Consider the following 13,790-nt stretch of genomic DNA (forward strand, 5'->3'; position numbering starts at 1 on the left):
TTTTCAAAAGTAAGATTGAAGAAGCTGGAATGACCCAAAGCATGTCCAGAGTTGGTAAATGTATAGATAATGGTCCTATGGAAGGTTTTTTTGGTATATTAAAGACTGAAATGTTTTACGGTAAGAAGTTTAAAACACTTGAAGAATTAAGGGAAAAAATAATTCAATATATAAAATTTTACAATGAAAAAAGATTTCAAAAAGGATTAGGATGCATGGCTCCTTTAGAATATCGAAACCATGCATCCTAATGTGCATAAATTTTAATTAAATTGATTGTCTACTTGACAAAGGTCAGTTCACAAAAGACTCTTTTCATTCGTTGATATAGTAAGAACAAATGAAAAAAGTTAGTTCTACGACCACTAATAAAGTTAAATCAAGGAAAGACTACTACTTATTCAAATGGAACAAAAGTTGGCAATTACCAGATGGAACAAAGATAAATGTTCGTTCTCATAGTAAAGATGGACGAGTTACACTTGAAATTTAAGGAAAAGGGAAACATAAAATAAAGATTAGATATAAGTAGAGGCGTGAATATGAAGAATAATAGTTTTAAAAAATGGATTCCTCACAAGGATGTTGATGAAGTTTATGATATAACAAAGATCGGATTTCAGAAAGATAAGGGTTCATAGTTTTATTGGTTCCAGATAATCTAGAACATAATAAGCGTTCTAATCATCTCCTTAAATTAACTTGGGATGATGTGCTTTCTTATCAGGTAACTCAAGAAAGCTATAGACCAGATGTATGGATATCTGACCAAGATGAAGTATGGACTTTTTATATAAGTGAATCTTCAGGGTACTTACAAAACTTTTTAAAAGACAACATACTTGCCCCTGAGAAAACTTATCATTTTTTTATAGGAGGAACAAATTTTATAATTGATATAATATCCGATGAATATCCAAAGGTAACCTTTGTTAAATAAATTGAATGCTTGGATGAAATAATATGGAAAATATAAAATCTTATTTTAGTTTTTAAGAATTTTTATATTCTCTTTCACCTTGAGATTTTTATTAGTAGTATTAATTCCTTATAATTGTGTAAAGGATATCTCAATTAAAACTTGTAATTAACTATTTAATATAAAAAATTAATTACAAGTATTGAAAAATAATACTTGATTTAAAGGGGAGGATTAAATTTGAGAAAAAAGTTGCCAGTTTTATTAATTATAATATTTATTATAATGTATATATTGTATTTTTATTTCATACAAAGGTTTTTAGCTAAAAAAACATTTAATGAGTATATCCAACTTCAAGGAACAACTGAAGAAAATATAAAATCTAAAAGAATATTTAAAGATTATAAACAAGGTGGTTATTTTATTGAAGTCATTTACAAAGATGATCCAGATTTTATTTATGACTATAAGTATTCAGTAGATGCAATTAAAAATATGACTAATTACAAAGCAATAAGATGTGATGTTTATACTAAATATAATGAAGCAGTAGAATTGTCAGGCGATGTTGAAAATATAAAGTATCCGCCAATTGAGTAGAAGTAAGTCATTTTTAGTATAATTTAATTATATCAAACTTATTTCAATTATGATTAAAGGGGGGGTAATTTATGAAAAGAAAAATTAGTTTACTTATGGTAATTGTAATGATGCTATCTTTTACAACAGGGGTTTTTGCAGATGGTGTTGAACAAGAAAAATTAGTGATTACCCTTGAAGATGGTACTAAGGTTAGTGAAAGACAGTTTATTGAAATTTTAGAGTTCTATGAAGGAGAAATTTATAAAATTTCTTCTGATATAAATGTTTTAGAAGGGCCTATAAATAATATTCAAGTAAGATCGGTTGCAAATATTACTATGGATGAGGTTATGACTATAATGGCAGGGACTTGGATGATTCCTGGAATTGGTAAAGTAGTTGTAACAGGAGGAGCTATTTTAGTAGGTGGTATTGCTCTTTATAAAGTTAGTTCTGAGACTGCTAGTAAAGTTAAATCATGGTTAATAGCAAGGGCAGAAGTTAAAGAAACTGAAGAAAGAGTGAAAGAGGTTTTGAAAGGAAAAATAAAAGATCGTAAAACAGGTGGAGATACGCATGTTTATAAAGGTAGTGGGGGTAAAAGAGCTGCTGAACGAGATTTTAATAAATTAAATCAAGGAAAGACTACTACTTATTCAAATGGAACTAAAGTTGGACAGTTACCTGATGGTACTAAAATAAATGTTAGACCTGGTAGTAGTAATGTTAGTGGAAACAAACCCACTCTTGAAATCCAAGGTAAGGGAAAGCATAAGATAAAAATTCGATATTAACGATATTAAGTAGGTGATAAAAAATATGTTTGAAAGTAATTTTGATAAAAATTTCAAAAAATGGATTCCTCATCAAAATGTTGATGAAGTTTATGATATGGAAAATGTAGGGTTTGAGAGAGATGAAGGGTTTGTCGTATTATTAGTTCCAGATCATTTCGAGAAAGATAAACGTTCAGAATATAATTTAAAATTAGTGTGGGATTATGTGATTTCTTATACAGTTACTGATGAAAGTTATAGACCAGAGATGTGGAAAACTAAAGAGGATTCTAATAATGAGATATGGACTTTTTATATAAGTGAATCTTCAGATTATCTAAATAAATTTAGAGAAGAAAATTATCTTGTAGCTGAAAAAACATATCACTTTTTTATATGTGGTACAAATTTAATGATTGATATAATATCCGAGGAATATCCAAAGGTAACCTTTGTTAAGCAAATATAAAGAAACAATAAAAATGATAAAAGAAGAATTATAAATATATCTTTAGAACCTGAGCCTATCAGGTTCTTTTTATATTTCTAACAAAACTAGAGAATGATTTCATCTGCTAAAATTTTTTTAGGCGAAGGAAAGATTATTTTTTTCTATATCTTTGTCACCTTCGTTTAAGCATTATCTCCAACAAAATAGGACATAAAAAAATACTCTTTAAATAATTATAAAAACACAGAAATACAATTGGTTAACTTTAAACTAGTAAAAGACTTAGATGATTTTAGAATAATAATAATATATTGTTTAATAAATTTAGATGATGAAACATGTCAAGAAATACTATCATATTCTAAGGAATACCTTTTAGGAAACTTACAGAAAGGTTCAGATATTAAAAGCATTAAAATTACAAAATTTCAAAAATGGATAGAAAAGCAATCTGATTTAAAAAAGTTTTTAATAGATGGATTAAAAAGATATTATGAAAACTGGAGGATTGATTGCAAAGATGAATATGAAGAAAAAATGAGAGATATATGTATTGATGAATTAAACTATAAATTGGAGAATATGGCTTATATTGAATCATATTTTATGTATCAAGATGGCTATCCAGATACATTTATAGCAAGATTAGATGCATATTCAAAATATAAATTATTAAACCATTATTATATGGAATTTTCAATAGATGGACAAGTATTAGATGAATGGATAGAGTGATATTTTTAAAATGAACTAAGTTTCTTAAAATTATTTGATAAAATAATACTTGGGGTGTCAAGGGTTTTTCTTATTGCTATAAAAAGTAAAGAAATTCATAATATAAATAGAAGGAGGATAAAAAGCTTTAAAACTTACATATGGTTTAATAAGAGAACAAAAATATAAGAAAGAGGGTGAAGAAAATATGATGGTAAATAAATATATCCTTATAGTTATAACACTAATATTTACATTTATTACAAATTATATTTTTAAAATGTCTTTTTTAAAGGGTGGAATTATAACTATAGGTCTAGTTACTCTAGGATATATTCTATATATGAATATTAAACAGAGAAAAAGATACTCCATTCTAGAAGAAGAATTGGATCCAGAAAAGTTTATAGAAGAGACTCACAAGGCCTATAGACATGCTGGAAAAAATAAGGAGTTAAATAGCTTATTAAATATGGACTTAGCCTTTGCTTATATGAGTCTTGGAGAATATAATAAAACTATGGAGTTTTTAGATAAAGTAGATCCTAAGCAACTACCAAAAACAAATAATTCCCTAGTTGGCTATTATACTTCCCTTATGATAGTTTATTATAATTTAGATGATTGTGATAGGGCTAGGGAGATGTATAAAGAAGCAAGTAAATATCAATTAAAAAATAAGAGAGCTGAACATCTAAGGGCTATTTTAGATGCTAATAAATATTTCTATGAAGGTGATTATGAAGCTAGTAGAAGATTATTTTCTTCCTATCCAAAAGATAAGATGAGTAAGAGATTTGAACTAGAAATTCTTTATGTTTTAGCTTGTATTGATGAAAAAGAAAGAAATTGCCAAAGTGCAAACTTAAAGTATAAGAAAGTAGCAAAAGAGGCTAATGGATTATATATTGGTAAATTATCAAAGGATAAACTTAAGGCTGATTATAGCTCATAGAAGGGGACAAGAATAAAAATAGTTATTAATTTATTTTTTAATTAAATATTTTAAAAATAGTGCTGGAGTGGTCTAGAATTATTTTAGGGGTATTTATATTAAGTTAATAAAGGAGAACAACTATGAATTGTAAGAAGTGTAATTTTTATTGTTATGATGACGAATATATTTGCCCTAATTGTGAATCGCTTTTAGAAAGGGAACTTCCTATAGATGAATATGAAAGATCCTTATTTATCTATAATAAGATGCTTGAGTTTAAAGAAAGAAAAAGAGCAATAAAAATAATTAAAATATCAAGGAGGTTTTTATTAATAGTATTAATTTCTGGTCATTTTATTTTTTGATGGTGGTTGGATACTTTTATAACATATCCTAATCGTATTGATCCTTACCAAAATACAGCTTGATGGACTATAGTTTTTGCATTAGCTTTTTATATTATACTTTTAGGCAAACCAGGCATACCTTTAGGTAAACCTTATATGGAAGGTGAAAAATTTAATAAACCTATTGGTTTAATTAATAAGAGTAGTATTAAAAAGAGTACACATGTAATTATAATATCCTTGATATTCATTTTAACGTATCTTTTTTATTTAACTTTTTTAAAGAAGATGTTTTTATCAGGCTTTATATATTGGCCGTCCTCCAAACTTGAATCTTTTGGTATAGATAAAATAGGTATCGTAATTGATATACGATATTTTATACAGTGTCTTATCATTGGAATATACTATGGGTTACATCCTATATATAACATTACTGATGCGGATTATTATCTACTTAATAGAATAAATTTCCATAATAATAGTACATTACACTAGACCTACTTTGAATTGCTTGATAAATATAGCTTTGGGTAAGATGTGATTAAATTTATATGATATAAACTCTCATTTCAAAATGATAAACTTGTATTATCAATCTTGGATTATAAAAATTTACTTCAAATGGCTAAATGGTTTGTGTTGGATAAAGAAAAAGATATACATCCTTGAAAAAAGAATATATGAACTAAAAAAAGAGAATGAAAGATATATTTGATTGAAGCAAGTAAAAGTTGAAGTTTCAAAATGAAATTTCTAAGAAAGATAAATATATAAGAAATTTTGGGGAACTTATTATATAAAATAGCATAGTAGATGAATTTAATAAAAGACAGGATTTTAAAGATAAGTGCATCGATCTAGAGTTATGATAAATTAATGAACCTTAGCAGATTGATGTGTAGCAAATATTATTTAGATTGGAGAAGGATATCAGGATGGGGGATATAAAAAGATCTAAGTGGACTAAGAGATTTTTTATTTGTATTCTTGTAATACTAATATTATTTACATTTAGAAATTTTACCTGGTATAGAAATAAATATGAAATTAAGAAGTTAGTAAATAATAATCTAGATTTTTTGAATGAATGTATTCAAAATGGAACCTATGATAAAATTTATGAACTAGAAAAAGTCAAAGACATCAAGAAATGGCCTTTAGATGATAATGAATTTTTTATTGACTTCTATTACAATGGTTATGGAATTGCTTCAAATACAACTTATATTGGTTTTTATTACATAAGCGAGGATAAGCCAATAGGATTCCAAGGATATCCTAAAAACTTGAACCAGAGGGGAAAAGGATGGCAATGGAAAGAATTGAGTGGAGATAACTGGTATTATACAGAAAAGATAGCAGATCATTGGTATTATTATGAATCTGATTTCTAATGTAAAAAATAGTGAACTTTAATTTCTAGATATAGAACATTTATAATTATGTTCATCTAATGGTTAAGAAATAATCTAAAAAATATATATAATATAATAATGGAAACTATAAATGTATTAGGATGTCAAAGATTCTGATACATTTATTTTTTATACAAATTAAAAATTTAATATGGGAAATCATAGGACGAAGTTTAGGTTAAATATAGACCAACTGATGGTTATGGCACCTAATTTCCAATCAAGGAGAAGTGGCATAGTCATTAACAATTATGTTAATTGTAAGGAAGGTGGGAAAGACTGCAATTTCAATATGATTAATATTAGTAATATATGCAATGATTGTGGTGGATACATTCATTCTGATATCCTGTTCAATGTGGATAGATGTAGATATAAAGATTTAGTAAAAGAATGTTTTGGAAAAATAAAAGACTATTGGTTTCCTATGGAGGAAGTAGAATTACAGGAGGTATGCAATGATTTAGGAATTGAAATGACAACAGAACCAAATTGCTATGTGGAAAACAGTAGGGATGAAAGATTTTTAAATATACTAGCAGATAAAAATGCTAATATAGATGAACTAAATTATTTAATGAAAAGATTTGATAGCTTTACTACAGGGGAAATAGAAAAGTTCTATGCAATAGCCTTTGCAGAAGAACCTAAATCCATGGCAGAATTAATAAATCTTAGTTTTAATTTGCACTGTTATAGCCTAATAAACAACTTTAATGATTTTAATAAGCTAGGGAAGGATTTATATCTAACCGAAAAAATGGCAGTAGCAGCTGAAGAATTAGAAAAACTGGATACATTAAATAAAGTCTCAGATAAATTTATGGAAATGGATGGAGATGTAGAATATTTTGAAAGACTTGTGGACTATATAAATTATTTAACTATAGATGAGTTCCTCTTATTAGCTGATTTTATGTATGAATTTGAACTCTTTGATGGCATTAAGGATGTTGAAAGTTATGGAAGATATATGATTTCAGAATCAGGTCATTTTGAATATGATGATAATTTGTAGGTTACCTGATGAAATCCATAGGGGTATTATGTATTACTACAATGAACACGACAGTGTAAATGGAAAGGTAGAAAAATATGAATTATCTGTTGAAATGGTAGGAGATGAGTTGATGGGAGTAATAATACTTAGTATTTCATAAAGATGAATTTCAAACAAAACATTTTAAAACACTGATTGAAACAATTGAGAATAAAGTAAGTGATAAGTGAATATGCAGGTATGTTTTTGTTCCTTAAACGATGAGTTCAGGGGAATAAACAAATTATTGACAATGAACATAATATGTGATATAAAATATATAGAAAAAATAAGTTAATATATAAATTCTATGAAGAGAAAGAGTAGGCTAGTTGATCGTTCTGCAGAGAGTTGGTGTTATGCTGAAAGCCAATGTTCAAAGATTAGTTGAAAATCATCTCTGAGAAGCAGAGCTGAAATTTATTTTAGTAAGCAATGTAGGTAGTCCACCGTTAAAAGGAACACGTATTATAATGTACGCTGATGAGTGTTATAAATTAATTTTTTATATTTTAGTTTATAGAACTAGGGTGGTAACGCGAGTATAACTCGTCCCTTATTTGGGGACGGGTTTTTTTATTTACAAGAATAATCAATAAAGGAGGAGGCACATTATGGAAAGCGATATTGGTATTATAAACTGTAATCATAATATGAAAAAAACAAATTGGAGGTTTTTAAAATGGAAAAAATGGACAGTAAGAAGTTATTATTTGTAAGTTTAATGATATTTTCAATGTTTTTTGGTGCAGGTAATTTAATATTTCCGCCTCAATTAGGACAATTATCAGGAACAAATATGATTATATCAATGGGAGGATTTTTAATTTCAGCTGTTGGTCTTCCAATACTTGCAATTGCTGTAGTTGCTAAAGCTGGTGGACTTCATATACTGGCAAGTCGTGTGCATCCAAAGTTTGCCTTTGCTTTTACAGTTTTAATTTATTTATCAATAGGACCATTTTTAGGTATACCAAGAGCAGCAAGCTTAGCATTTGAAATGGGGATCTCACCATTTTTATCAAATACAGTAGGTGAAAGTAGTTTGCCATTATTTATATACACTTTAGTTTATTTTGGGATAGCCTATTGGTTATGTATGTCACCATCAAAACTCGTAGATAGATTTGGGAAAGTTTTAACACCAGTATTATTGGTTTTAATAGCAAGTATATTTGTATTTAGTTTGTTTAAACCAATAGGTGTATTTGTAGCACCTATTGGTGATTATGCACAGTTTCCTTTACTTAAAGGATTTTTAGATGGATATATGACAATGGATGCTATAGCAGCCCTTAATTTTGGTATTGTAATCTCTATTGTTTTAAAGGAAATGGGAGTAACAGAAGAAAAAAACTTGTGTCAAATACAATAAAGGCAGGGATGATAGCAGGGTTGCTATTAGCAATTATATATGGAATGCTTGCATATTTAGGAGCTGTTTCACAGACAAGGTTTGGAGTTACTGAAAATGGAGCTCAAACACTTACAAATATAGTATTTTACTTATTTGGACAAAAGGGATCAGTTTTACTAGGGGTAATATTCTCCCTTGCTTGTTTAACAACATCAGTAGGACTTTTAACCTCCTGTAGTCAATACTTTGCAAAGTTGATGCCAAAGGTTTCATATAGAACTTTGATTACAATACTCTCTGTATCAAGTATGATATTTGCAAATGTAGGATTGACACAAATACTTAAATTTTCAGTTCCTGCATTGACTGCTATATATCCAATGGCAATTGTTCTTATGGTAATTACACTTTTAAATAATTTTTTCAAGGGAAATTCTTATGTATATTTATTTACTATGATATGTACTTCCTTTGTCAGCATCCTAGAAGCATTAGGACAATTTGGACTAAAAGTTAATATCCTTAACAATCTACCATTTTATTCAAAGGGACTTGGTTGGATTATCCCAGCTGTTGTTGGTGCAATAGCTGGATTTGTTTACGGAAACCTAAATAATAAAGGAGTTAAGAAAAAATATATGCTGAAATCCGAATAGGTAAAGATAAATACTAAAAATCAGGAACACTTTTTAAACTACCTATAAAGTGAATAATGCATAGCATCAGAAAAAGTCTGGGCATAATGTCACCATACCAACAAAAGGGTGGTATTATGCCCTTTATTTTAGCAGTTTAAATAGTTCATATATGAACAGATAGTAGATTATTATGACTACAAATTGTAGGATCAGTAACAAGGATAAAGTATATGTTACTGTTTGCATAATATGAGGATTTATTAGTGGATTGATTTTCAATCATATTGAATTTATCAATGAATTAACCATGGAAGATAAATATTGAACCTAAGAAAGGATGTAATGTAGACAGCGGTTATGAAAAAGAAAAGGGTATCGGTTACACTGGTCTAATAGGTAGTAAATTATTGCCGTTGGAGTATAACTTTAGTTAGATTAGTTAAAGGACGAAGCAAAATAAAGATAAAAAGGAAAATAGAGGTGGAACTATGGAAAACAAAGATTTACAGAAAAAGTATATTGAGCATTTAAATGTATTGCTTATAACAGTAGATTTTAAAGAACTTGATATATCCTGTGATTCAACAGATCATAGCTATGCTAAAGATATATTAAAGAAGATGCATGACATCTTTATAGAAGTTTATAAGACAGATTATCTTGACAGTTATACTTATGAGTTTGTTGAAGTTCCAGCTATAATAAGAGGACGAAATACTGGACATATAGGACTTGGAATCGTATCACTTGATTTAGAATCATCTGGTGAGCATTGGGGAACTTACTTTTTAACTCCAAGGGGAGTTATCGACCTCATGTAGATTTTGATAATGTACCAGAAAAGATAGCGTAAAATATAGTATTAGTACCACTGGAAGGCATGGGTAATGCCTGTAACCAAATATTCCAAAATGTGAGGGATGAGACTATAGGTTTTATCCCTTTGTTGTTTATGAATACCACCCGCTAAGCGGGTGGTTCCAAAGAGCTTTTAGGGGTGAACAGAAAAAAGAAACCTCCTTTGATATAATAAAGTTAGGTCTGACCAACCAAACTTAATCAAAGGAGGCATCCATAATGGATAATAATAGTTTATCACATAACAAATGGGATTGTAAATATCACATAGTCTTTGCACCGAAGTATAGAAGACAAATAATCTATGGCAAGATAAAAACAGATATTGGCAAGATATTAAGACAGTTATGTGTGAATATAAAGGAGTAGAAATAATAGAATCAGAGGCATGTAAAGACCATATACATATTCTAGTAACTATTCTACCAAAAGTATATAAAGAAACAATTACAAGAGGATATAGCATATGACCAATTAAGCATGAAAGAGTTTGTAGACCCGTTTACTGGGGAAAAAATAAAAAACTAGATACAAGCAAATCCCATTTAGGGGCTGCTTGAGAGAATAAAGTGGTTGGCAGACCTTTCAATGTGTTTTGAGACACAGCAAGTACTATGCCCTTATAGGGCTAGAGCAAACTACCTGCTTTACGGGTGGTCATGATTATATTTATTTATTACTTTGAATATATTTCAAGCAGCTTATCTGAAGCAAGGTTGAATGTTAGTGGACCATAGCTGTTCATATTTTCATCAAAATAATAAATACGCCCATTTTTCATTGCGTCTATAGACTGCCACACAGAAGAAGATTTTAAGCTTTCAACAAAGGCTTTAGACATATCATAATTATGCTGGAATACAATAAAATTTGGATTCATTTCCAGTCTATAGTTGGGAAAAGCATTAAAATGCATCACTAGAATATGCAAGAATGATACTAAATAAATCCTACGAGGATGTTTTAAATTTAAGAGAAACTTTTACCAACGAAGAATGATTTTCTAAGGGTGTATATAAATGGGTAGGTGTAAGTACTATTGGAATTAGGTTATTATTGGATATGGTTGCGATTAATTGACAATACAATGACAGAAGAAGAGTTAAATATTTTAAAAAGATTTTAGAATTTGTAATATAAGTGAAACAACTATTTTTTCATTAATATATATTCTTGACAAAAAATGAATAGTGGTTTAATATTAAATTAGAATTCAATATAAAAGTGGGGATATGAAATGGCACAAGTTTTAAAAGAAGAAGTTAGAAACAGAATACTTGAGTCTGCACAAAAAGTCTTTTATGAAAAAGACTATAGAAGCGCTAAGCTAACAGAAATTGCAGAGGAAGCTGGTATTCCCGTTGCACTTATTTACACATATTTTAAAAACAAAGCATCTTTATTTGATGAAGTAGTCAAGGGGATTCTTGATAGAATCATTAAAATAATGGAAGATGAGGAAAAATTGGAAACAGGCAGTCCTTCTGAAAGATTTAATCAAGGTGGTGCCAAGCACCTTCCAAGGATATTAGAAGACAGAATTAAACTTATTATTTTAATAGATAAAAGTGCAGGAACAAAACATGAGAAAGCAAAAGAAATTTGGGTAAATAGATTGGGACAGCATATAGAAGAAGGTTTCAAACGCTATTCAAATAATAAACATGACCCTATGCTCTCACATATCTTAGCTAATAACTATGTTGAAGGGATTATGGAAATTGCTAGGCACTATCAGGATGATAATTGGGCAAAGGACATGCTTTTTGTACTTAATAAATGTTATTTTACTGGTGTAGAATCATTATAGATAAAAATAATAAGCATCTAAATACTGTAATAGAGACATTTAATTAAAGTATATATTTAGAAAAAACAAGGTTTCGCTATTTAGTGAAACCTAACTTTATAAAGCAATATTGAATTTTAATTCAATATTATTCAATTTTGAAAGGAGATGATGAATCATAGAAAAAAGAATGAAGTTGTTTTATGTTTTTTCATGTATTTTAGCTTTACTGCTTTTATACATATCAATTGTAATAGGTAGATTTGAAGTTTCAACTTCTAATATTATTTCTCTTATTAAAAGAGAGAATCTGCCTCAACATGTAGAAAAGGTTATATTAAGCATAAGACTTCCTAGATTCATACTTAGTTTAATTGTAGGGGCTGGACTTTCAATTTCAGGTGCTGCATTTCAAAGTATGTTTCAAAACAGACTTGCTAGTCCTGATATTTTAGGAGTAAGCAATGGGGCTGCCTTTGGAGCTGCTTTTGCAATTTTGTTTTTTTCAGGAAGTACAAAAGCTTTAATAGTAACTGCGTTCATTTTTGGAATTGTGGCAGTAGTTTTGACTTATACAATAAGTCAGATTCAAAAGAGTAGACAGACAATCACATTAATTCTATCGGGGATAATTGTTGGTTCGTTTTTTAGTGCTCTTTTATCATTTTTAAAACTTGTAGCTGATACTGATCAAGCTTTACCAGCTATAACATATTGGCTTATGGGAAGTTTTATAGGAGCAAGCTTCTATAAAATAATTGTAGCAGGAATTCCAATTTTATTTGGAACTGTTATATTAATAATGATGAGATTTAGGTTAAATATCTTATCTTTGGGAGATGATGAAGCTTTTTATCTTGGTATAAATCCAAGAAATAATAGATTTATAATTATCTTCGCTTGCACACTAATAAGTGCATCTTGTGTAATGGTGTCAGGCATAATTGGTTGGGTTGGAATGATAGTCCCAAATTTGATGAGACAGTTCTTTGGGGCAGATAACAAAAATTTAATTCCCTCATCTGCAATATTTGGAGGGATATTCATGGTAGTCATGGATCTTTTAGCAAGAAGTATTTCAGAGGCTGATATTCCTATTGGTATTTTAACAGCAATTGTTGGTGCCCCAATTTTTGTTTTGGTTTTCAAAAGATTTGATGGAGGTGGAAAATAAATTGGGATTAGTAGTTAAAGGCATAAGTTTTGGTTATGAGAGGAACAAAGAGTTGTTTAAAGATATAGACTTTGAACTAAACAAGTCTGAAATTCTAGCTATATTAGGTCGTAATGGCATTGGAAAGACAACTTTTTTAAAATGCCTTATGGGAATTAATAAATATAATAAAGGTGAAATTTTTGTAGATGGACATAAAGTTTCTAACTTACAAGAACATGGAAAAACTTCATATGTTGCTCAAAACAATAAAATAAATTTCCCCTATACATTTTTAGATATGGTTCTTATGGGAAGGGCTAGAGATATTGGTATTTTCTCTCTTCCCAGTAAAAAAGATAAAGTAGATGCCATGAAAGCATTAGAACAAATGGGAATTGCACATTTACACAACAAAATTTGCACCCAAGCCAGTGGTGGACAATTACAGCTTATGTATTTGGCAAGAGCCCTGGTACAAAAACCAGAAATACTTATCTTAGATGAACCAGAATCTTTTTTAGACCTTAAGAATCAGTCTGAAATTTTAAAGCTAATTGTGAAACTTGCAAAAAAAGAAAAGATTTGTTGCATAATAAACACCCACAATCCTGCAAATGCAATGAAAGCAGCAGATAAAGTACTTTTAATAGGAAAAGATTCTAATCATAATTATGGAAAAACAAAGGAAGTTTTGACAGAAGAAAGTATTAGCACCTATTTTAATATAAAGGCAAAAATAATTGACTTAGAACCATATGGTATATCCCAATATACGATGGTAGAAATATAAACATGGAGGGAGTATA

At 28.9% G+C, this 13,790-nt stretch carries 16 protein-coding genes, 2 pseudogenes and 1 other annotated feature; of the genes and pseudogenes, 17 read left to right on the forward strand and 1 reads right to left on the reverse strand.

The window, feature by feature from the left end:
- The 14 genes and pseudogenes from BUB33_RS10795 to tnpA all read left to right on the forward strand — a co-directional run.
- On the forward strand, positions 1-251 hold a 251-nt coding region (locus BUB33_RS10795), incomplete at its 5' end, for an IS3 family transposase (RefSeq protein ID WP_143154898.1).
- A 395-nt stretch (positions 252-646) separates the two neighbouring features.
- Entirely contained in the window at positions 647-940 is a 294-nt protein-coding gene (locus tag BUB33_RS10800) for a hypothetical protein (protein ID WP_072976279.1), read from the forward strand.
- A gap of 219 nt (positions 941-1,159) precedes the next feature.
- A complete protein-coding gene (locus BUB33_RS10805) occupies positions 1,160-1,522 on the forward strand; it encodes a DUF3139 domain-containing protein (RefSeq protein WP_072976280.1) in 363 nt (120 codons plus the stop codon).
- Positions 1,523-1,593: 71 nt separating this feature from the next.
- On the forward strand, positions 1,594-2,298 hold the full coding sequence (locus BUB33_RS10810; protein ID WP_072976281.1) for a hypothetical protein: 705 nt from the start codon (positions 1,594-1,596) through the stop codon (positions 2,296-2,298).
- 25 nt (positions 2,299-2,323) lie between these two features.
- Complete coding sequence (locus BUB33_RS10815) at positions 2,324-2,749, forward strand: hypothetical protein (protein ID WP_072976282.1); 426 nt, start codon at positions 2,324-2,326, stop codon at positions 2,747-2,749.
- A gap of 237 nt (positions 2,750-2,986) precedes the next feature.
- The gene (locus BUB33_RS10820; RefSeq protein WP_072976283.1) at positions 2,987-3,466 is read left to right on the forward strand and encodes a hypothetical protein; all 480 of its coding nucleotides are present in this window, start codon (positions 2,987-2,989) and stop codon (positions 3,464-3,466) included.
- Between the two features lie 190 nt (positions 3,467-3,656).
- A complete protein-coding gene (locus tag BUB33_RS10825; RefSeq protein WP_159429187.1) occupies positions 3,657-4,400 on the forward strand; it encodes a tetratricopeptide repeat protein in 744 nt (247 codons plus the stop codon).
- A gap of 122 nt (positions 4,401-4,522) precedes the next feature.
- Entirely contained in the window at positions 4,523-4,747 is a 225-nt protein-coding gene (locus BUB33_RS10830; RefSeq protein ID WP_072976285.1) for a hypothetical protein, read from the forward strand.
- A 920-nt stretch (positions 4,748-5,667) separates the two neighbouring features.
- On the forward strand, positions 5,668-6,126 hold the full coding sequence (locus BUB33_RS10840; protein ID WP_072976287.1) for a hypothetical protein: 459 nt from the start codon (positions 5,668-5,670) through the stop codon (positions 6,124-6,126).
- A gap of 313 nt (positions 6,127-6,439) precedes the next feature.
- Positions 6,440-7,165: a hypothetical protein gene (locus BUB33_RS16610; RefSeq protein WP_234950037.1), complete on the forward strand. Its 726-nt coding sequence runs from the start codon at positions 6,440-6,442 to the stop codon at positions 7,163-7,165.
- Positions 7,149-7,307 (forward strand): hypothetical protein, encoded by a 159-nt coding sequence (locus BUB33_RS16085; RefSeq protein WP_159429188.1) that lies wholly within the window; start codon positions 7,149-7,151, stop codon positions 7,305-7,307. The genes BUB33_RS16610 and BUB33_RS16085 overlap by 17 nt, the downstream gene beginning before the upstream one ends.
- Before the next feature lie 180 nt (positions 7,308-7,487).
- Positions 7,488-7,746, forward strand: a binding site (T-box leader).
- A gap of 176 nt (positions 7,747-7,922) precedes the next feature.
- Positions 7,923-9,199: pseudogene (gene brnQ, locus BUB33_RS16615) on the forward strand (branched-chain amino acid transport system II carrier protein).
- A 470-nt stretch (positions 9,200-9,669) separates the two neighbouring features.
- Positions 9,670-10,002 carry a hypothetical protein gene (locus BUB33_RS10855; protein ID WP_200778200.1) on the forward strand — a complete coding sequence of 111 codons (333 nt, stop codon included), beginning with the start codon at positions 9,670-9,672 and terminating at the stop codon, positions 10,000-10,002.
- Positions 10,003-10,258: 256 nt separating this feature from the next.
- Positions 10,259-10,567, forward strand: a pseudogene (tnpA, locus tag BUB33_RS10860) (IS200/IS605 family transposase).
- 148 nt (positions 10,568-10,715) lie between these two features.
- Here the strand turns inward: tnpA and BUB33_RS10865 are convergent.
- Complete coding sequence (locus BUB33_RS10865; protein WP_072976288.1) at positions 10,716-10,955, reverse strand: substrate-binding domain-containing protein; 240 nt, start codon at positions 10,953-10,955, stop codon at positions 10,716-10,718.
- A 321-nt stretch (positions 10,956-11,276) separates the two neighbouring features.
- Between BUB33_RS10865 and BUB33_RS10870 the strand changes: the two genes are divergently transcribed.
- From BUB33_RS10870 to BUB33_RS10880, 3 genes are all read left to right on the forward strand, one after another.
- Positions 11,277-11,849: a TetR/AcrR family transcriptional regulator gene (locus BUB33_RS10870; protein ID WP_072976289.1), complete on the forward strand. Its 573-nt coding sequence runs from the start codon at positions 11,277-11,279 to the stop codon at positions 11,847-11,849.
- A gap of 169 nt (positions 11,850-12,018) precedes the next feature.
- Complete coding sequence (locus tag BUB33_RS10875) at positions 12,019-13,002, forward strand: FecCD family ABC transporter permease (RefSeq protein ID WP_072976290.1); 984 nt, start codon at positions 12,019-12,021, stop codon at positions 13,000-13,002.
- A gap of 1 nt (position 13,003) precedes the next feature.
- Positions 13,004-13,774, forward strand: coding sequence for an ABC transporter ATP-binding protein (locus tag BUB33_RS10880; RefSeq protein ID WP_072976291.1), 771 nt, complete (start codon positions 13,004-13,006; stop codon positions 13,772-13,774).
- Positions 13,775-13,790: the final 16 nt, after the last annotated feature.

It is taken from the genome of Tissierella praeacuta DSM 18095 (assembly GCF_900128955.1).
GTDB classification, from domain to species: Bacteria; Bacillota; Clostridia; order Tissierellales; family Tissierellaceae; genus Tissierella; species Tissierella praeacuta.

Coding starts and splice junctions, on each gene's coding strand:
- BUB33_RS10810 (WP_072976281.1), top strand. CDS start 1,594: ATGAAAAGAAAAATTAGTTTACTTATGGTAATTGTAATGATGCTATCT.
- BUB33_RS10815 (WP_072976282.1), top strand. CDS start 2,324: ATGTTTGAAAGTAATTTTGATAAAAATTTCAAAAAATGGATTCCTCAT.
- BUB33_RS10825 (WP_159429187.1), top strand. CDS start 3,657: ATGGTAAATAAATATATCCTTATAGTTATAACACTAATATTTACATTT.
- BUB33_RS10830 (WP_072976285.1), top strand. CDS start 4,523: ATGAATTGTAAGAAGTGTAATTTTTATTGTTATGATGACGAATATATT.
- BUB33_RS10840 (WP_072976287.1), top strand. CDS start 5,668: ATGGGGGATATAAAAAGATCTAAGTGGACTAAGAGATTTTTTATTTGT.
- BUB33_RS16610 (WP_234950037.1), top strand. CDS start 6,440: ATGATTAATATTAGTAATATATGCAATGATTGTGGTGGATACATTCAT.
- BUB33_RS16085 (WP_159429188.1), top strand. CDS start 7,149: ATGATGATAATTTGTAGGTTACCTGATGAAATCCATAGGGGTATTATG.
- BUB33_RS10855 (WP_200778200.1), top strand. CDS start 9,670: ATGGAAAACAAAGATTTACAGAAAAAGTATATTGAGCATTTAAATGTA.
- BUB33_RS10865 (WP_072976288.1), bottom strand. CDS start 10,955: ATGCATTTTAATGCTTTTCCCAACTATAGACTGGAAATGAATCCAAAT.
- BUB33_RS10870 (WP_072976289.1), top strand. CDS start 11,277: ATGGCACAAGTTTTAAAAGAAGAAGTTAGAAACAGAATACTTGAGTCT.
- BUB33_RS10875 (WP_072976290.1), top strand. CDS start 12,019: ATGAAGTTGTTTTATGTTTTTTCATGTATTTTAGCTTTACTGCTTTTA.